This is a genomic window from Enterobacter cloacae complex sp. P38RS (genome assembly GCF_014930775.1).
Taxonomy (GTDB): Bacteria; Pseudomonadota; Gammaproteobacteria; order Enterobacterales; family Enterobacteriaceae; genus Enterobacter; species Enterobacter bugandensis.
On record NZ_JADBRS010000016.1, the window covers coordinates 27,364 to 44,570 of the forward strand.

Here is a 17,207-nt window from a genome sequence, read left to right on the forward strand (position 1 = left end):
ATAAAAACCGGTGCGTAATTATTACCATGCCAAATCAATTCACAAACTGCCGGAACAGGGCCTTGCCCTTTAACAATCGCGCCCCGAGCCAGCCCCCGCAGAGGGAGAGCAGCACCGCGCCGCAGAGAGGGAGTACTAGCCAGAGACGCCAGTCAGGCTCCCACGGGAAGTCGAAGACCTTTGTCTGCAGCACCGCCAGCGCCGTCTCCGCGCCAATCGCCGCGACCAGACCCGCCACCAGCCCAAGCAGCGCAAACTCGCTCCAGAGCGTCGCCCGCAGCAGCCGCTTACCCGCACCGAGCGTGCGGTAGACTATCAGTTCCTGATGACGCTGGCGCATGCCCACCTGCACCTGCGCCAGCAGCAGCAATATGCCGCAGATTGTTACCAGCACCACCATCACCTCCAGCGCGCGGCTCACCTGCTCCAGCACCTGCCCGACCTGTTTGAGGATCGCGCCAATATCCAGCAGGCTCACCGTCGGGAACTCCCGGTTAAGCTGCGTCAGCATGCCGTTGCCGTTTTCCCAGCGGAAGCTGGTCAGCCAGCTCTGCGGCTGCCCGTCCAGCGCGCCCGGCGGGAAGATGAAGAAGAAGTTTGGCCGCAGGCTTTCCCAGTCCACTTTACGGAGGCTGGTGACTTTGGCGGTAAAATCCTGGGTATCACCGGTGAAGGTCACGCTGTCCCCGAGCTTCACGTTCAGGCGCGTCGCCAGCCCCTCTTCCATCGACACCTCTCCCGCTTTCGGCGGCCAGGTACCGGCGGTAATCGGGTTATGGTCGGGACGTTTCTCCTGCCAGGTCAGGTTGAGTTCGCGGTTAAGCGACTCGTCCTTGTTCCCCTCGGTTGACTGGCCGTTGATCTGCGTCAGACGCGCGCGGACGATGGGATAGAACGACTCGGGGATAATGTGATGCTCCGACAGGAAACCCTTCAGCGGCGTCACCTGTTCCGGTGCGATGTTGATCAGGAAATAGTTCGGGCTTTCCGGCGGAAGCTGCTGCTGCCAGCGATCCAGCAGATCCCCGCGAAGCACGAGAAGCAGCGCCAGCAGCATAAACGACAGCGAAAAGGCTGACAGCTGGCTGAGCGTTGACCAGGGCTGATGCAGCAGGCGGTTGACCGCCAGCCGCACCGGCAGGGATTTTACCGTCAGCCTTTTCAGGACGTTGAGCAGTATCCAGCCCAGCACGCCGCACAGCAGCGCCAGTACCACCGCGCCGGCCAGCACGGCCCACAGCAGGGTGCTGCCGCCCATCAGCCAGGCCAGCAGCCCGACCGCAACAGCAATAATCGCCGGAAGATAGAACTTCAGCGGCCAGACGTTCGCCACCACATCATTGCGCAGCACCCGCAGCGGCTGCGTCGCGAGCAGCAGGCGGTACGGGCGCAGCCCCACCAGCACCGAGATCACCGTCATCGCGCCCATCGCCCACAGCCACGGCCAGAGGCTTGCCGGGGGCAAAGCGGCCGGCAGCACCGGTTTCAGCATCACCATCAGCAGTTTTTCAAACAGCAGGCCTATTATTCCGCCGGTGAGCGCAGAGAGGGCCAGCAGCATCAGCCACTGGCCGACGATCAGCTTGCGCAGCTGCGCCCGCCCCGCGCCGAGGGTTTTAAGGATCGCCACCAGGTCGTAGCGGCTGCGGCAGTAGTGCCCCATCGCCACGGCAACCGCCGCCACCGCCAGCAGCAGGGTTAACAGCGCCGACAGCAGCAGGAACTGTTGGGAACGTTCGAGGGATTTGCCGAGCGCCCCTTCGTCCTGCTCCAGCCCGTACCAGCGGTGTTCCGGCTTGAGCTGCGGCAGAAGCCATTTTTCATACGCCTCCAGCTGCGTGGGCGTGCCGCCAAACTTGTAGCGCCAGGTGACGCGGCTTCCCGGCTGGACGGCGTTGGTTTTCGAGACATCGGCGGTGTTCATCAGCAGGCGCGGCGCGAGCTGGAACGGGTTAAAGCCGGAGTCGGGCTCCTGCACCACTTCCCCGGCGATTTTCAGCGTGGCATCGCCAACGTCAATACTGTCGCCGGGTTTCAGGTTGAGAAGTGCCATCAGGCGCGATGCCAGCAGCACCGTGCCGGGCGTCGGCTTTAGCCCCGGCGGGCTGGTTTGTAATTCCCCGTACATCGGGTAAATGTCGTCCACGGCCTTCACGCTGGCGAGCTGCGGGGTGTCCCCCGCGAAGGTCATGGTCTGGAAGGTGAGCTGCTCCCCCACCTTTAGCCCTTCCTTGCGCGCTTCCTCAATCCAGCCAGGCGGCACAGGACGCGAGCTTTGCAGCGCCCGGTCCCCGGCCATAAATTCGCGGCTCTGCTGGCTGAGCCCTTTTTCCATACGGTCGCTGACGCTGCCGAGCGCCAGCACGCAGGCCACCGCCAGGCTTAATGCCAGCCAGACAATCAGCAGCGAGGGCGAGCGCCATTCGCGCCAGAACCAGCGGGCGATCATGCTTCCTCCTGAAGAATACCGTTCACCAGCCGCAGGCGGCGGTCGCAGCGGGCGGCCAGCTGCGGATCGTGGGTCACGAGGATCAGCGTGGTGCCATGTTCGCGGTTAAGCGAAAACAGCAGATCAGCAATTTTATCCCCGGTTTTACGGTCAAGGTTGCCGGTGGGTTCATCGGCAAACAGCACTTCCGGGCGGCCGTTAAACGCCCGCGCCAGCGCCACGCGCTGCTGCTCGCCGCCGGAAAGCTGTGCCGGAAGATGGTCGAGGCGCTTGCCCAGGCCGAGCTGTTCCAGCAGCGCCTTCGCATGCGTGCGGCTTTCGCGGCTCTTTTCGCCGCGCAGCAGCGACGGGAGCTCGACGTTTTCCAGCGCGTTCAGGGTCGGGATCAGCATAAAAGACTGAAAGACAAAACCGATATGCCGCGCGCGCAGCGCGGCTCGCGCCTCTTCATCAAGCTGGTGCAGCGGTTGCCCGACCAGGTGGACTTCGCCGCTGCTGCCGTCGTCCAGACCGGCCAGAATCGCCAGCAGCGTAGACTTGCCGGAACCGGATTCGCCAATCAGCGCGATGGTTTCGGCGCGTTTGACAACGAGTTCAACTCCGGTAAGGATTGAAAGCTCCTGCTCCCCCTGACCGACGGACTTCTTAAGACGATGAACTTCAACACTGTTTTCCGCTGGCATTTGCCCTTCCTGTTTTTGATGCTGATGACCTTCCGCGCGGCGGCAACGGACACGTTACTGATTCTTGGCGACAGCCTGAGCGCGGGCTACCGCATGGCGGCCAGCGCGGCCTGGCCGGCTCTGCTCAATGACAAATGGCAAAGCAAGACGACCGTTATCAACGGCAGCATCAGCGGCGATACCTCGCAGCAGGGTCTGTCGCGCCTGCCTGCGCTGCTCAAGCAGCATCAGCCGCGCTGGGTGCTGGTTGAGCTTGGCGGTAATGACGGCCTGCGTGGCTTCCAGCCTCAGCAAACCGAGCAAACGCTGCGCACCATTTTACGGGACATCAAGGCGGCAAACGCCCAGCCGCTGCTGATGCAAATTCGCCTGCCCGCCAACTACGGTCGTCGGTATAATGAGGCCTTTAGCGCGATCTACCCTAAGCTTGCCAAAGAGTTTGATATTCCGCTCCTGCCATTTTTCATGGAAGAGGTCTATCTCAAACCCCAGTGGATGCAGGACGACGGTATCCACCCCAATCGCGATGCGCAGCCGTTTATTGCCGACTGGATGGCAACGCGGCTGGCTCCTTTAGTTAAACATGACTCGTAATTCAGCGGAGTTCCTGACAGGTAAAGTTATGCAAAAATCGGTCTTAATTACAGGATGTTCCAGCGGAATCGGCCTTGAAAGCGCGCTTGAACTAAAGCGCCAGGGATTCAGGGTGCTGGCAGCGTGCCGCAAGCCTGACGATGTCGAGCGCATGAACGGGCTGGGCTTTACCGGCATACAGCTGGATATGGACTCGCCGGAGAGCGTTGAACGCGCCGCCGACGAGGTGATAGCCCTGACCGAAGGCCGTCTGTACGGTCTCTTTAATAATGCCGGTTACGGCGTGTATGGCCCGCTGGATACGCTCTCGCGCAAAACGCTGGAGAAGCAGTTTTCAACCAATTTCTTTGGCGTCCATCAGCTCACCATGCGTCTGCTCCCGGCCATGCTGCCGCACGGCGAAGGGCGCATCGTGATGACATCGTCAGTGATGGGGCTGATTTCCACCCCGGGCCGCGGCGCCTACGCCGCCAGCAAATATGCGCTGGAAGCCTGGTCCGATGCCCTGCGCATGGAGCTGCGCCACAGCGGCATCAAGGTCAGCCTGATTGAACCCGGCCCGATCCGCACCCGCTTTACCGAAAACGTGAACCAGACCCAGGCGGACAAGCCGGTCGAAAACCCCGGCATCGCCGCACGTTTTACCCTCGGGCCAGAGGCGGTGGTTGCCAAAGTGCGCCATGCTTTTGAGAGCGAGCATCCCAAAATGCGCTATCCGGTGACGCTGGTCACCCATGCCGTCGGCTGGTTAAAGCGCCTGCTGCCGGGCAGGATAATGGACAAAATTTTGCACGGCTGAGTTGAAGCGACGACGCTCATCCCCATGTAAAGAGTAAACCGACAAAAGAGAAAGCCGCATGTCCGTACAGAATATCGTCAATATTACAGAAGCAAACCTGCAACAGGTCCTCGAACAGTCGATGGCTAAACCAGTGCTGTTCTACTTCTGGTCTGAGCGCAGCCAGCACTGTCTGCAGCTGACGCCGGTGCTGGAAAGCCTTGCCGCGCAGTACAACGGTCAGTTCACTCTGGCGAAACTGGACTGTGACGCCGAGCCGATGGTGGCGTCGCAGTTTGGTCTGCGCGCCATTCCAACCGTTTATCTGTTCCAGAACGGCCAGCCTGTCGATGGCTTCCAGGGCCCCCAGCCGGAAGAGGCGATTCGCGCCTTGCTGGATAAAGTGCTGCCGCGCGAAGAAGAGCTGAAAGCGCAGGAAGCGATGGCGCTGATGCAGGAAGGCAAATACGACGAGGCGCTGCCGCTGCTGAAAGAGGCGTGGCAGCTGTCGAACCAGAACAGCCAGATCGGCCTGCTGCTGGCGGAAACGCAGATCGCCCTGCACCGTTCAGAAGACGCGGAAGCCGTGCTCAAGACGGTTCCAATGCAGGATCAGGACACCCGCTATCAGGGGCTGGTGGCGCAGATTGAGCTGCTGAAGCAGGCGGCGGACACTCCGGAAATTCAGCAGCTGCAGCAGCAGGTGGCCGACAACCCGGCGGATGCCGCGCTGGCAAGCCAGCTGGCGCTCCAGCTGCATCAGGTGGGACGTAACGAAGAGGCGCTGGAGCTGCTGTTCAGCCACCTGCAGAAAGATCTGGCTGCCGCAGACGGTCAGGCGCGCAAGATGTTCCAGGAGATCCTGGCCGCGCTGGGCACCGGAGACGCGCTGGCGTCGAAGTATCGTCGTCAGTTGTACGCGCTGCTCTACTAACAAAAAATGCCCGGTGGCGCTAACGCTTACCGGGCCTACAAAAACCGATATTACCCCGTCTTTTTCAACTGCGTCACCACCAGCTGGTGGCGCGGGTTGTAGAACTTCCGATAGGTCAGGTAGCAGGCAATGATAGTGGACAGGCTCGCCGTGGAAAGCAGCATAAACGTCACCATGATCTGATACTTAATCGCTTTTACCGGATCGATACCGGCAAAGATCAGCCCCGACATCATGCCCGGCAGGCTCACCAGCCCCACCGTTTTGGCAGAATCCACGGTCGGGATCAGCGATGAGCGAATGCTCTCACGAATCAGCCGCGCTGAAGCCACTTTTGGCGTCGCCCCCAGGCTTAACTTCTCCTGCAGCTGCTGCTGTTCACTGCTGAAACGCTGGCCGAGGTTGTTGTAGCACAGGCCAACGGCCACCATGGCGTTTCCCGCAATCATCCCGGAGATAGGGATCACCTGCATCGGCGTAAACTCAATCGAGCCAGAGAGCACCAGCACCGCCAGGGTGAGCGCCGTCCCGGTGGTAATCGCGATAAATGACGAGATAAACGCCTTATCAATATATTTACTGCGTTTCTGCGCGTTCCACGCCGCGTTAAAGCAGATGAAGAGCACCATCAGCAGCGTCAGCACCGCGTGGTTGACGTTGAAAATATACTTCAGCACATAGCCGACGATGATGAGCTGAACCACCGCGCGGCAGATACTCCAGACAATATCTTTTTCCAGGCCCAGCTTTTCCCGGTAGCTGACGACGATAGCAATCAGCACCAGCACCATCGAAAACGCCAGAGATTCATTGGTAATGTTATGCTCACCCACGGTTGGCCTCCTGCATTTTCCCGCCGTGCGGCTGGAGCGTAATCACGTCATCCGCATGGGTAATTTCGTTTGAGTCGTGCGTCACCCACAGCACGGCAATATTCTGCTCGCGGGCGTAACGATGAATAATCTCGTTGACGTTGCGTTTGTTGGCATCATCGAGCGCGCTGGTGATCTCATCCAGCAGCAATACCTTCGGTAAGAACTGCAGATTACGGATCAGCGAGACGCGCTGCTTTTCGCCGCCCGAGAGCTCACTGATGGATTTGGTCAGCGTCTCCTTCGCCAGGCCAAAACGGGCCAGATCGTCGATGAATTTTTCCGGCTCCGGCGTTTTATTGCGGATTTGCCACGGAAAAATCAGGTTATCAAAAACCGTGTCGCCAAAAAGCACGGGCGTTTGGACGCAATAAGAGACCTGCTGGCGATAGCTTTCCGGGGAAAGTGACGCAATATCCTGCCCTTCAAACAGAATGGTTCCCTCCGTTGGGCTCAGCAGTGAGGCCACAATCTTCAGTAAGGTGCTTTTACCGCAGCCTGACGGTCCCGTTATCAGCTTGAACTCACCGGGAGAAAGGTTAAACCCGACATGCTGAAGGATCGTGTTATTTGCGACACGAAAGCCGACGTCCTTTATCTGCAAAACTGCATTTTCGTTGTTCATATTTTTTCCAGTAACTCCTGAGCGTAATTAGCATAATCCGTGCCGCACGTTCGTCACAACGCGTTTTAGCGCCCCCTTTCGCCACCAAGACTTCCGATTGTGTTTACCGTGCATTCATTAGACATGCTTTACACTTTCGCTTTACAGTTTACGCCGTGACCTTAGCGACACTTCCGTATCCCTGGTTTAGAACATTCGTTAAAGTGGTGTTAAGCTCTGCCCGCAACACAATAAGGAAGTACAAGAATGTCTAATATTCACACTTTTTATGAGTTTTCTGAACTTGAACCCGGCGTGAAAACCATCGATCAGCTTCTTGCTGCCATTGCTTCAGAATCCGTTACGGCTTATGTGTTCGGGGGAGAGCTTGTCCGGTTCGTTAAGGGCCTGCTGAAGATGAAGCCGGTCATTCAGCTGAAGAATTGCCGCTTTGCGTTTGATAACGGCACTCGCTTCGTTGAAATCGACGGCAGAGGGAATGTCAAAGAGTTCGAGCCGGGCAAGGTTCCGGCCTGGTTCCAGTCTCCCGGTGAGTTTGCCCGCGGCCAGTGGCTGGTCAACCATGATTTTGCGGACCTGATGACGCCGGAATTTATCCGCGCGTTTATTGAGCGTTTCCCGGACGTAAGCAAACGACGCGAACACGCGAACCTGCTGTTCGATCTGCAGCTCAATAAGCTGGCGCCCGCGCAGCCCGCGGCGAAAAAGACAGGCAACGTTCAGGGCAAAACGACCAAACCCAAAGTCACCGATCTGCAGTCTTTCGAACTCTTCAGCCAGTTTTATGCGCGTATGAAAACGGCAGTCTGTGCAGACCAGTTCCCGACGCTGCAAATTCTGACGGGACACGACGCCGTCAACGACGCGCCCACCTCTCTGAAGGGCGCGGTTCGCACCTGGTTCAAAGGGATCACCGGTCAGCTTCCGCCGAACAACAAGCGCGTGGGCGCGGGCAATGCGGAACTGTTCTGCGCGCCGATCCGCGAGCAGCTGCGCCAGGTCGAAGAGATTGGGCTGGAGACCTTCTATCACGGCCTGTCGAAAGCCATCGCCGATGCGGGTGACGATGCGCTGATCGCTGACTTTACCTACAGCTACCACTAACGCTCTGCCCCGCCCGTCGGACGGGGCGAATTTTAGCCCATTAGCCGATATACTTACGAATAGCAAACACGCGCTTTTTCTCATCAAAGCATGCAAAACAGGAGGTTTTTATGCTCATCGTTGTTCCCGTCCTTATATTCGTCGCGCTGGTTATCGTGGGCGCAGGTGTCAAAATTGTCCCTCAGGGTTACCAGTGGACCGTCGAGCGCTTCGGCCGCTATACCAACACGCTGCAGCCCGGCCTGAGCCTGATTGTTCCGTTCATGGACCGGATCGGCCGCAAGATCAACATGATGGAGCAGGTGCTGGATATCCCCTCTCAGGAAGTGATCTCCAAAGATAACGCCAACGTTACCATTGATGCCGTCTGCTTTATTCAGGTGATTGATGCGCCGAAAGCGGCCTATGAGGTGAGCAACCTGGAGCTGGCGATCGTCAACCTGACGATGACCAACATCCGTACCGTGCTCGGCTCGATGGAGCTGGACGAAATGCTCTCCCAGCGCGACAGCATCAATACCCGCCTGCTGCACATTGTTGACGAGGCAACGAACCCGTGGGGGATCAAAGTCACCCGTATTGAGATCCGCGACGTGCGCCCACCGGCAGAGCTGATCGCCTCCATGAACGCGCAGATGAAGGCCGAGCGTACCAAGCGTGCCTATATTCTGGAAGCCGAAGGGGTCCGTCAGGCGGAGATCCTCAAAGCGGAAGGGGAAAAACAGTCGCAGATTCTGAAAGCCGAAGGCGACCGTCAGTCCGCGTTCTTACAGGCGGAAGCGCGTGAACGTTCCGCAGAAGCGGAAGCCCGTGCGACACAGATGGTCTCCGAGGCGATTGCCGCCGGAGATATCCAGGCCGTGAACTACTTCGTGGCGCAAAAATATACCGATGCGCTGAAAGAGATCGGCTCCGCGAACAACAGCAAAGTGGTGATGATGCCCCTGGACGCCAGCAGCCTGATGGGCTCTATCGCGGGGATCGCCGAACTGATCAAAGACAACGGAAACGAGCGTAAAAAATGATTGAGCTCATCGTTGCACATCCTCATGCCTTCTGGCTAAGCCTCGGTGGCTTATTGCTGGCGGCGGAGATGCTTGGCGGCAACGGCTACCTGCTCTGGAGCGGTGTTGCCGCAGTCATTACGGGCCTGCTGGTCTGGATCCTTCCTCTGGGCTGGGCGTGGCAGGGCGCGCTGTTTGCCGTGTTGACGCTGGTTGCCGCCTGGCTGTGGTGGCGCTGGCTTAACCGTCAGGTCAAAGAGCAGAAACCGCTGGACGCGCATCTTAACCAGCGCGGACAGCAAATTGTCGGCAAGCGCTTTACGCTCGACGCCGCGCTGGTGAACGGGCGCGGGCACATGCGCGTGGGCGACAGCTCGTGGCCGGTGGTGGCCGACGACGACCTCAGTGCCGGAACGCAGGTTGAGGTCATTGCGGTGGAAGGGATTACGCTGCGGGTAAAAGCCTGCTAGACGTGGGTTTTGCGATGGCAGCAGCCGGCAAGATTATCAATAATCGGGCAGTCGGCGCTGTCATCACCCGGACAGGATTCCGCCAGCTGCAGCAGCTGTTCGCGCATCGCCTGTAGCTCGATAATGTGGCGCTCGATCTCCGCCACTTTTTCCAGCGTGCGTTTTTTCACGTCCGCGCTGTGGCGCTTCGGATCGTTAAACAGGTTAACCAGCTCGCCGCACTCTTCCAGGTTAAACCCCACCTGTCTTGCCTGGCGCAGCAGCGTCAGTTCATCGAGATGCAGCTGCGTGTAGCTGCGGTAGCCGTTTTCACTGCGCAGCGGTGGCGTTACCAGCCCCTTCTCTTCATAAAAGCGGATCGCCTTGCTGGTTAAGCCGGTTTTTTTTGCCACGTCACTGATATTCACATTTCCCCCTTGACCTTCCCCTTGATGGAAGGTTTAACCTTCATAACAGTTAGCGAAAAGCGTTACTCCGGTCAACAACTGACCAATATATTATACGGGAGTTTTGTTATGTCTCACACTATCGACCTGACGCTGGACGGCCTCTCCTGCGGCCACTGCGTCAAACGCGTTAAAGAAAGCCTGGAACAGCGTCCTGACGTTGAAAGCGCTGAAGTGACTATCGACCATGCCGCCGTGACCGGCAGCGCCAGCGCGGACGCGCTGATTGATACCATTAAACAGGCCGGTTATGGGGCGGAGTTAAGCCACCCAAAGGCTAACCCGCTGGCAGAGTCATCATCCCCGTCGGAAGCACTGACAGCGGCCACTCCTGAGCTTCCGGCAGCGGATGATATTGATGACAGCCAACAGCTGCTGATCAACGGCATGAGCTGCGCCAGCTGCGTCTCCCGCGTGCAGAACGCCCTGCAGGCGGTACCGGGCGTCGCACAGGCACGGGTCAACCTTGCGGAGCGTACTGCGCTGGTGATGGGCAGTGCCTCCGCCGCAGATTTAGTGCAGGCCGTGGAAAAAGCGGGCTACGGGGCGGAGGCCATCGAAGATGATGCCGAGCGCCGCGAGCGCCAACAGGAAACGGCTATTGCCACCATGAAGCGCTTCCGCTGGCAGGCGATCGTCGCCCTGCTGGTCGGTATTCCGGTGATGGTGTGGGGCATGATGGGTGACAACATGATGGTCACCGCAGACAACCGCACGCTGTGGCTGGTGATTGGTTTAATTACCCTTGCGGTCATGGTCTTTGCAGGTGGGCATTTTTATACCAGCGCCTGGAAGAGCCTGAAAAACCGCACGGCGACGATGGATACGCTGGTTGCGCTCGGTACCGGCGCGGCGTGGCTTTACTCCATGAGCGTGAACGTCTGGCCCCAGTGGTTCCCAATGGAAGCCCGCCATCTCTATTATGAAGCCAGCGCCATGATTATCGGCCTGATTAACCTGGGCCACATGCTGGAAGCGCGCGCCCGTCAGCGCTCCTCGAAAGCGCTGGAACGCTTGCTCGATTTAACCCCGCCGACGGCCCGCGTGGTCACGGACGATGGGGAAAAAAGCGTCCCGCTGGCGGAGGTACAGCCGGGCATGACGCTGCGCCTGACCACCGGCGACCGGGTGCCCGTCGACGGTGAAATCACCCAGGGCGACGCCTGGCTGGATGAAGCGATGTTGACCGGGGAGCCCATCCCCCAGCAAAAATCACAGGGCGATGCGGTTCATGCCGGTACGGTAGTGCAGGACGGCAGCGTGCTGTTCCGCGCCAGTGCCGTCGGTAGCCACACCACGCTGTCGCGTATTATCCGCATGGTCCGCCAGGCCCAGAGCAGCAAGCCGGAGATTGGCCAGCTTGCTGACAAAATCTCAGCCATTTTTGTGCCGGTAGTGGTCGGCATTGCTCTGCTGAGCGCGGCGATCTGGTATGTCTTCGGCCCGGCACCGCAGATTGTCTACACCCTGGTCATCGCCACCACGGTGTTGATCATCGCCTGTCCGTGCGCTCTTGGTCTGGCGACGCCGATGTCAATTATCTCCGGCGTGGGCCGTGCCGCCGAGTTTGGCGTGCTGGTCCGTGATGCGGATGCCCTGCAGCGGGCGAGCACCCTGGATACGATTGTCTTTGATAAAACCGGCACGCTGACCGAGGGCAAACCGCAGGTAGTGGCCGTGAGCACCGCTGGCATTGCGCAAGAGGACGCGCTGCGCCTTGCCGCCGCGCTGGAGCAGGGCTCCAGCCACCCGCTGGCCCGTGCCATTCTCGATAAGGCGAATGCTTCTGCCCTGCCGCAGGTCAGCAATTTCCGTACCCTACGCGGGCTTGGCGTCAGCGGTGAAGCCGACGGCCACGCGCTGTTGCTGGGTAACCAGGCATTGCTGAATGAAAACGGTGTTGATACGTCCGCGCTGGAAGAAGAGCTGAAAGCACAGGCGTCTCGGGGCACCACCCCGGTTCTGCTGGCGGTGGATGGCAAAGCCGCCGCGCTGCTGGCCGTGCGCGATCCGCTTCGCCAGGACAGCGTGGATGCCTTACAGCGCCTGCACCGCGCGGGCTATCGCCTGGTGATGCTGACCGGGGATAACCCGACCACCGCCAACGCCATCGCGAAAGAGGCCGGTATTGATGAGGTGATTGCGGGCGTGCTGCCGGACGGCAAAGCGGACGCCATCAAGAACCTGCAAAGTCAGGGTCGCCAGGTGGCGATGGTGGGCGACGGCATCAACGACGCCCCGGCGCTGGCCCAGGCGGACGTAGGGATAGCCATGGGTGGCGGGAGCGATGTCGCCATCGAAACCGCGGCCATCACGCTGATGCGCCACAGCCTGATGGGCGTTGCCGACGCCCTGGCCATTTCGAAAGCCACGTTGCGCAACATGAAGCAGAACCTGCTGGGGGCGTTCGTCTATAACTCGCTCGGTATTCCGGTTGCTGCCGGCATTTTGTGGCCGCTGACCGGCACCCTGCTGAACCCAGTGGTTGCGGGTGCGGCGATGGCACTTTCTTCCATTACCGTGGTGAGCAACGCCAACCGTCTGCTGCGGTTTAAACCGAAGGATTGAACCTTGTTCTCGTACGCGCTAGCATGACCCTTTCCGGTCATGGAGCGCGTATGAGTCTGTTTAATCGTATAAAAGCATCGTTTCGCGCCCTCTTTCCCCGCCGCTATGCCTGGCCCGGCCTGGATATCTCGCTTCCCGGCGGGCAACACCTGCACCTGGTCGGCAGCATCCATATGGGCACGCAGGGAATGTCTCCTCTGCCATCCGGTCTGATAAAACGCCTGAAGCGCGCCGACGCGCTGGTCGTCGAGGCGGACATTTCCGGCCACGAGTCGCCGTTTGCCGGGCTTGAAAGCGATCTCCCGCTGGCGGAGCGCCTGAACGACGACCAGCTCGCGGAGCTGAGGCGCGTGGCGGCAGAAACCGGCGTGTCGCTCTCCATGATTGACAACCTGCCGCTGTGGCAAATTGCGATGGTGCTGCAGGCCACGCAGGCGCAGCGTCTGGGCCTGCGCGGTGACTACGGCATTGATTACCAGCTGCTGAACGTGGCGCGGGCGCGCCGTATGCCCATCATCGAGCTGGAAGGGACGGACAGCCAGATTGCGCTCCTGCGCCAGCTTCCTGACGACGGTCTGATGCTGCTGGATGATACCCTGACCCACTGGCACACCAACGCGCGTCTGCTGCAAACCATGATTGGCTGGTGGCTGGATGCGCCGCCCGCGGACGGTAAGCTGGCGCTACCGTCGACGTTCAGTGAATCGCTTTATGATGTGCTGATGAATGCGCGCAACAAAGCCTGGCGAGAGACGCTGCATGCTTTACCTGCGGGGGAGTACGTGGTCGCGGTCGGGGCGCTGCATTTATACGGCGAAGGGAATTTGCCGTCGCTGTTGAAATAAAAAAATGGCCAATATCTCTATTGGCCCGTCAAAGAGGAATTTCATCGTTTTTATTATACCGAAGTGACCTTCGGCTGAGCCGATTGTCGCTCAAAGTGACCATCACTGCCAACACTATTGCGCAAGATGGTGCTATTTTTTAGACAAACGTCAGGCGTATGCTGGCTGCATGAATTGTCTGACGTAAGAAGGATAGCTATGACTCCCGCCGTTAAATTACTCGAAAAAAACAATATTTCTTTCCGGATCCATACTTACGATCACGATCCGAACGAAACCAACTTTGGTGATGAAGTGGTGCGCAAGCTGGGGCTGAACGCTGATCAGGTCTATAAAACGCTGCTGGTGGCGGTGAATGGCGATATGAAGCACCTCGCCGTGGCGGTAACGCCCGTTGCCGGACAGCTCGATCTCAAAAAGGTAGCGAAAGCGCTGGGGGCGAAAAAGGTGGATATGGCGGACCCGATGGTTGCGCAACGCACCACGGGCTATCTGGTGGGCGGGATCAGCCCGCTCGGACAGAAAAAGCGCCTGCCGACGCTGATCGATGCGCCTTCGCAGGAATTTGAGACGATCTATATTTCGGGCGGTAAACGCGGGCTGGATATTGAACTGGCCGCGGGCGATCTGGCGAAAATGCTGGACGCGAAGTTTGCGGATATTGCCCGCCGGGAGTAAAAAAAGCCGGGTGGCGGCTACGAGGTAAAAGCAAAACGGTAACAGGCGTTACCGTTTTTTGTGTTCGCGCCCTCTCCCTGTGGGAGAGGGTTGGAATGAGGGCATCAGGCCGCACAACACTACTGCCAGCTCACTTCACCTTTCGGCTCATAGGCATTCACGTCAATCGGCGAGTTCTGCTCGATGTACTGCTTCAGCACTTCCGCATCAATAAAACCGGTGTTTACGTAGCCCGGTTTATTATCGATGTGCGGATAGCCGTCGCCGCCGGTGGCGTTAAAGCTTAACGTCGCCAGACGGTAGGTTTTCGCAGGGTCTACCGGCTCGCCTTTGATTTTGAGATCGTTGAGCTTGCCGTCCTTCGCCACAAAGCTGACGTTGGCAAACTGCGGATAGGCACCCGAGTCCGGCTTCATCTGCGCCACGGCGGTCAGGTAGTCAACGACCTCTTTCCCGCTCATATCCGCATACACCACCACGTTGCCGAACGGCTGCACCTTCAGCACGTCTTTATAGGTGATGTTTCCGCCTTCGATGGAGTCACGAATGCCGCCGCCGCTCATCACGCCGAAGTCCGCATTCGTGCGCGCCATCTGCGCCGCCAGCACCAGATGGCCCATGTTGGTCTGCACGAAGCGGACTTTACTGCGGTCCCCTTCCAGACGACCGTTCAGCGTGCCGATTTTCACGTCCAGCTGCGCCTTGCCTTTGTTCTGGAACGGCGTCAGCAGGGAGAGCATCTGCTGGTTTTCAGCAATCTCTGGCGTGTAAAGTACGCGCTCGCTTTTCCCGTCCGGGTAGGTGACTTTCTTCTTCAGGTTCACCGGGATAAGCTGATAGCGCACCAGCTTCATCTCACCGTTACGAAACTCAAAGTCCGCCCGACCCACGTATTTACCCCACTCGTGGGCCTGCACAATCCAGATCCCGTTCTGACGATCTGGCGCACACGGCGTGCCCGGCACGTAGTCCACCTGCTTTTTGTTCTCCGACGCCATGCACACCGGATCCTGCGAGTGACCGCCCACAATCATCGCCAGCGAGCCCGCTGGCAGGCTGCGCGCCATCTCCACGTCGCCGGGCGCATTGGAGCCGTGCTCGCCGTTATCGTAGTGTCCCATGTGGGTAGTGGCGATAATCACGTCCGGCTTTTCGTTCTGCTGCAGCTCCTGAATCACCAGCTTCGCTTCGTCTGCCGGTTTGCGGAATTCGATATCGGTGAAGAACTCAGGGTTACCGATTTTTGCCGTATCGTCGGTGGTTAAGCCGATGACCGCGATTTTGAGATCCTGACGCTTAAACAGCGCCCACGGTTTAAACAGACGTTCGCCGGTGCTTTTCTGGTAAATATTGGCGGAGAGGAACGGGAATTTGGACCATTTCTCCTGCTGGCGCAGCACGCTCAGCGGATTGTCAAACTCGTGGTTGCCAACGGCCATCGCGTCGTAACCGATTAAATTCATGCCGCGGAAATCGGGTTCAGCATCCTGTAAATCCGATTCCGGCACGCCGGTATTAATATCCCCGCCTGAGAGCAACAGCACGCTGCCGCCCTGGGCCGCCACCTCTTTGCGAATGCCGTCCACCAGTGTTTTTTGCGCCGACAGACCATACTCGCCGTATTCACTGCGCCAGAAATGACCGTGATGATCGTTGGTATGCAGAATGGTGATTTTATAGGTTTTATCTTTTTCATACGCCTGCGCGGGCAGGCTTGCCAGGCCCCATGCGGCAATAAGCGCCAGCGCGACGCCCCGCTTCATTAACTTCATCTTCTCTCTCCCTGACCAATAGACAAAGGCAAAAATTACAGTGACTAACAAGAATAGACAAATAAGTTTTCAGAATTGCGACTTTCTTCAAATGTCACGGACGAGTATGTTAGTCGGATAATAATTACTCCCTGCATCTCTAATAACAAATTGACGTGGTATTTATGGCAATCAGTGAATCAACCCAGCCCGCTCCGGGCGCGCCGGCGTCGCGCACCTCTTTTAAAGTTTTAGGCGCAATCAGCCTCTCGCACCTGCTCAACGACATGATCCAGTCGTTAATTCTGGCGATCTACCCGCTGCTGCAGTCCGAATTTTCGTTAACCTTCGTACAGATCGGGATGATCACCCTGACCTTCCAGCTGGCCTCGTCGCTGCTGCAGCCGGTGGTGGGTTACTGGACGGATAAATACCCGATGCCGTGGTCGCTGCCGATAGGCATGTGCTTTACCTTAAGCGGGCTGGTGCTGCTGGCTATGGCAGGCAGTTTTGAAGCGGTTCTGCTCGCCGCCGCGCTGGTGGGGACCGGCTCGTCCGTCTTCCATCCGGAGTCCTCACGCGTGGCGCGTATGGCCTCCGGTGGCCGTCACGGGCTGGCGCAGTCACTCTTCCAGGTAGGGGGCAACTTCGGTAGCTCCCTCGGCCCGCTGCTGGCGGCGGTGATTATCGCCCCGTATGGCAAAGGCAATGTGGCCTGGTTTGTGCTGGCCGCCCTGCTCGCCATTGTCGTGCTGGCACAGATCAGCCGCTGGTACGCCGCCCAGCATCGCGTGAACAAAGGGAAACCTAAAGCGAAGGTTATCAATCCCCTGCCTCGTAATAAGGTCATTCTTGCGGTCTCCGTGCTGCTGGTGCTGATTTTCTCGAAATACTTCTATATGGCGAGCATTAGCAGCTATTACACCTTTTATCTGATGCAAAAATTCGGATTATCGGTACAAAACGCGCAGTTTCACCTGTTTGCTTTCCTCTTCGCGGTGGCCGCAGGAACGGTCATTGGCGGGCCGGTGGGGGATAAAATTGGCCGTAAATATGTCATTTGGGGCTCTATCCTCGGGGTGGCGCCGTTTACCCTTATTTTGCCGTACGCAAGCCTGGAATGGACCGGGATTTTAACCGTGATAATCGGTTTTATCCTCGCCTCCGCGTTTTCCGCTATCCTGGTCTATGCTCAGGAGCTGCTGCCGGGCCGTATTGGTATGGTTTCCGGGCTCTTTTTCGGTTTCGCCTTTGGGATGGGCGGCCTTGGCGCAGCCGTATTAGGGATGGTTGCGGATCACACCAGCATCTTCCTGGTTTACAAAATCTGCGCTTTCCTGCCGCTTCTTGGGATGTTGACCATATTTCTGCCTGATAATCGCCACAAAGCGTAAATTACGGGCAGC

The 17,207-nt window shown here is 58.5% G+C and carries 16 protein-coding genes; 10 read left to right on the forward strand and 6 right to left on the reverse strand.

The features are described 5' to 3' along the window. Positions 1 to 34: 34 nt before the first annotated feature. Together ybbP and ybbA are read right to left on the reverse strand one after the other, a co-directional pair. Positions 35 to 2,449 carry a putative ABC transporter permease subunit YbbP gene (gene ybbP, locus IM303_RS17390; protein ID WP_193360132.1) on the reverse strand — a complete coding sequence of 805 codons (2,415 nt, stop codon included), beginning with the start codon at positions 2,447 to 2,449 and terminating at the stop codon, positions 35 to 37. After that, positions 2,446 to 3,132: a putative ABC transporter ATP-binding protein YbbA gene (gene ybbA, locus IM303_RS17395; RefSeq protein ID WP_028012214.1), complete on the reverse strand. Its 687-nt coding sequence runs from the start codon at positions 3,130 to 3,132 to the stop codon at positions 2,446 to 2,448. The genes ybbP and ybbA overlap by 4 nt, the downstream gene beginning before the upstream one ends. On the opposite strand from ybbA, the gene tesA reads away from it, so the two are divergent. The 3 genes from tesA to IM303_RS17410 are packed head-to-tail and all read left to right on the forward strand — an operon-like array spanning position 3,103 to position 5,438. Continuing rightward, positions 3,103 to 3,726 carry a multifunctional acyl-CoA thioesterase I/protease I/lysophospholipase L1 gene (gene tesA, locus IM303_RS17400; RefSeq protein ID WP_192971462.1) on the forward strand — a complete coding sequence of 208 codons (624 nt, stop codon included), beginning with the start codon at positions 3,103 to 3,105 and terminating at the stop codon, positions 3,724 to 3,726. The genes ybbA and tesA overlap by 30 nt on opposite strands. Beyond that, a complete protein-coding gene (locus IM303_RS17405) occupies positions 3,716 to 4,525 on the forward strand; it encodes an SDR family oxidoreductase (RefSeq protein ID WP_193360133.1) in 810 nt (269 codons plus the stop codon). Before tesA ends, IM303_RS17405 begins: the two co-directional genes overlap by 11 nt. A 58-nt stretch (positions 4,526 to 4,583) precedes the next feature. After that, positions 4,584 to 5,438 (forward strand): co-chaperone YbbN, encoded by an 855-nt coding sequence (locus IM303_RS17410; RefSeq protein WP_126326930.1) that lies wholly within the window; start codon positions 4,584 to 4,586, stop codon positions 5,436 to 5,438. Between the two features lie 50 nt (positions 5,439 to 5,488). On the opposite strand, the gene fetB is transcribed toward IM303_RS17410, so the two are convergent. Both fetB and fetA read right to left on the reverse strand, forming a co-directional pair. After that, the gene (gene fetB, locus IM303_RS17415) at positions 5,489 to 6,271 is read right to left on the reverse strand and encodes an iron export ABC transporter permease subunit FetB (RefSeq protein ID WP_045260704.1); all 783 of its coding nucleotides are present in this window, start codon (positions 6,269 to 6,271) and stop codon (positions 5,489 to 5,491) included. Then, positions 6,264 to 6,935, reverse strand: coding sequence for an iron ABC transporter ATP-binding protein FetA (fetA, locus tag IM303_RS17420; protein ID WP_028012209.1), 672 nt, complete (start codon positions 6,933 to 6,935; stop codon positions 6,264 to 6,266). The genes fetB and fetA overlap by 8 nt, the downstream gene beginning before the upstream one ends. Positions 6,936 to 7,181: 246 nt before the next feature. Here fetA and IM303_RS17425 point away from each other — a divergent pair, with 246 nt between their 5' ends. The 3 genes from IM303_RS17425 (at position 7,182) to IM303_RS17435 (ending at position 9,513) form a co-directional block, all read left to right on the forward strand. Then, complete coding sequence (locus tag IM303_RS17425; protein ID WP_041911048.1) at positions 7,182 to 8,039, forward strand: hypothetical protein; 858 nt, start codon at positions 7,182 to 7,184, stop codon at positions 8,037 to 8,039. 110 nt (positions 8,040 to 8,149) lie between these two features. After that, the gene (locus tag IM303_RS17430) at positions 8,150 to 9,064 is read left to right on the forward strand and encodes an SPFH domain-containing protein (protein WP_049000970.1); all 915 of its coding nucleotides are present in this window, start codon (positions 8,150 to 8,152) and stop codon (positions 9,062 to 9,064) included. Beyond that, entirely contained in the window at positions 9,061 to 9,513 is a 453-nt protein-coding gene (locus IM303_RS17435) for an NfeD family protein (protein WP_028012207.1), read from the forward strand. The genes IM303_RS17430 and IM303_RS17435 overlap by 4 nt, the downstream gene beginning before the upstream one ends. Here the strand turns inward: IM303_RS17435 and cueR are convergent. Continuing rightward, the gene (gene cueR, locus IM303_RS17440; RefSeq protein ID WP_028012206.1) at positions 9,510 to 9,920 is read right to left on the reverse strand and encodes a Cu(I)-responsive transcriptional regulator; all 411 of its coding nucleotides are present in this window, start codon (positions 9,918 to 9,920) and stop codon (positions 9,510 to 9,512) included. The two genes, IM303_RS17435 and cueR, sit on opposite strands and share 4 nt — an antisense overlap. Before the next feature lie 108 nt (positions 9,921 to 10,028). Here cueR and copA point away from each other — a divergent pair, with 108 nt between their 5' ends. The 3 genes from copA to ybaK all read left to right on the forward strand — a co-directional run bounded on the left by copA (position 10,029) and on the right by ybaK (position 14,050). Next, a complete protein-coding gene (gene copA / locus IM303_RS17445; protein ID WP_192971463.1) occupies positions 10,029 to 12,527 on the forward strand; it encodes a copper-exporting P-type ATPase CopA in 2,499 nt (832 codons plus the stop codon). A gap of 50 nt (positions 12,528 to 12,577) precedes the next feature. Next, entirely contained in the window at positions 12,578 to 13,372 is a 795-nt protein-coding gene (locus IM303_RS17450; protein WP_049000966.1) for a TraB/GumN family protein, read from the forward strand. Positions 13,373 to 13,570: 198 nt separating this feature from the next. Beyond that, a complete protein-coding gene (gene ybaK / locus IM303_RS17455; protein ID WP_008499307.1) occupies positions 13,571 to 14,050 on the forward strand; it encodes a Cys-tRNA(Pro)/Cys-tRNA(Cys) deacylase YbaK in 480 nt (159 codons plus the stop codon). A gap of 119 nt (positions 14,051 to 14,169) precedes the next feature. Here the strand turns inward: ybaK and ushA are convergent, their stop codons facing one another. Next, a complete protein-coding gene (gene ushA, locus IM303_RS17460) occupies positions 14,170 to 15,822 on the reverse strand; it encodes a bifunctional UDP-sugar hydrolase/5'-nucleotidase UshA (protein ID WP_028012202.1) in 1,653 nt (550 codons plus the stop codon). Positions 15,823 to 15,986: 164 nt separating this feature from the next. Between ushA and IM303_RS17465 the strand changes: the two genes are divergently transcribed. Continuing rightward, positions 15,987 to 17,195 (forward strand): MFS transporter, encoded by a 1,209-nt coding sequence (locus IM303_RS17465; protein WP_028012201.1) that lies wholly within the window; start codon positions 15,987 to 15,989, stop codon positions 17,193 to 17,195. The last annotated feature ends 12 nt before the right edge of the window (positions 17,196 to 17,207 follow it).

Bases quoted from the DNA above. Each gene is read 5' to 3' on its own strand.
- ybbP (WP_193360132.1), bottom strand. From the start codon at position 2,449: ATGATCGCCCGCTGGTTCTGGCGCGAATGGCGCTCGCCCTCGCTGCTG.
- tesA (WP_192971462.1), top strand. From the start codon at position 3,103: ATGAACTTCAACACTGTTTTCCGCTGGCATTTGCCCTTCCTGTTTTTG.
- ybbA (WP_028012214.1), bottom strand. From the start codon at position 3,132: ATGCCAGCGGAAAACAGTGTTGAAGTTCATCGTCTTAAGAAGTCCGTC.
- IM303_RS17405 (WP_193360133.1), top strand. From the start codon at position 3,716: ATGACTCGTAATTCAGCGGAGTTCCTGACAGGTAAAGTTATGCAAAAA.
- IM303_RS17410 (WP_126326930.1), top strand. From the start codon at position 4,584: ATGTCCGTACAGAATATCGTCAATATTACAGAAGCAAACCTGCAACAG.
- fetA (WP_028012209.1), bottom strand. From the start codon at position 6,935: ATGAACAACGAAAATGCAGTTTTGCAGATAAAGGACGTCGGCTTTCGT.
- IM303_RS17425 (WP_041911048.1), top strand. From the start codon at position 7,182: ATGTCTAATATTCACACTTTTTATGAGTTTTCTGAACTTGAACCCGGC.
- IM303_RS17430 (WP_049000970.1), top strand. From the start codon at position 8,150: ATGCTCATCGTTGTTCCCGTCCTTATATTCGTCGCGCTGGTTATCGTG.
- IM303_RS17435 (WP_028012207.1), top strand. From the start codon at position 9,061: ATGATTGAGCTCATCGTTGCACATCCTCATGCCTTCTGGCTAAGCCTC.
- copA (WP_192971463.1), top strand. From the start codon at position 10,029: ATGTCTCACACTATCGACCTGACGCTGGACGGCCTCTCCTGCGGCCAC.
- IM303_RS17450 (WP_049000966.1), top strand. From the start codon at position 12,578: ATGAGTCTGTTTAATCGTATAAAAGCATCGTTTCGCGCCCTCTTTCCC.
- ybaK (WP_008499307.1), top strand. From the start codon at position 13,571: ATGACTCCCGCCGTTAAATTACTCGAAAAAAACAATATTTCTTTCCGG.
- ushA (WP_028012202.1), bottom strand. From the start codon at position 15,822: ATGAAGTTAATGAAGCGGGGCGTCGCGCTGGCGCTTATTGCCGCATGG.
- IM303_RS17465 (WP_028012201.1), top strand. From the start codon at position 15,987: ATGGCAATCAGTGAATCAACCCAGCCCGCTCCGGGCGCGCCGGCGTCG.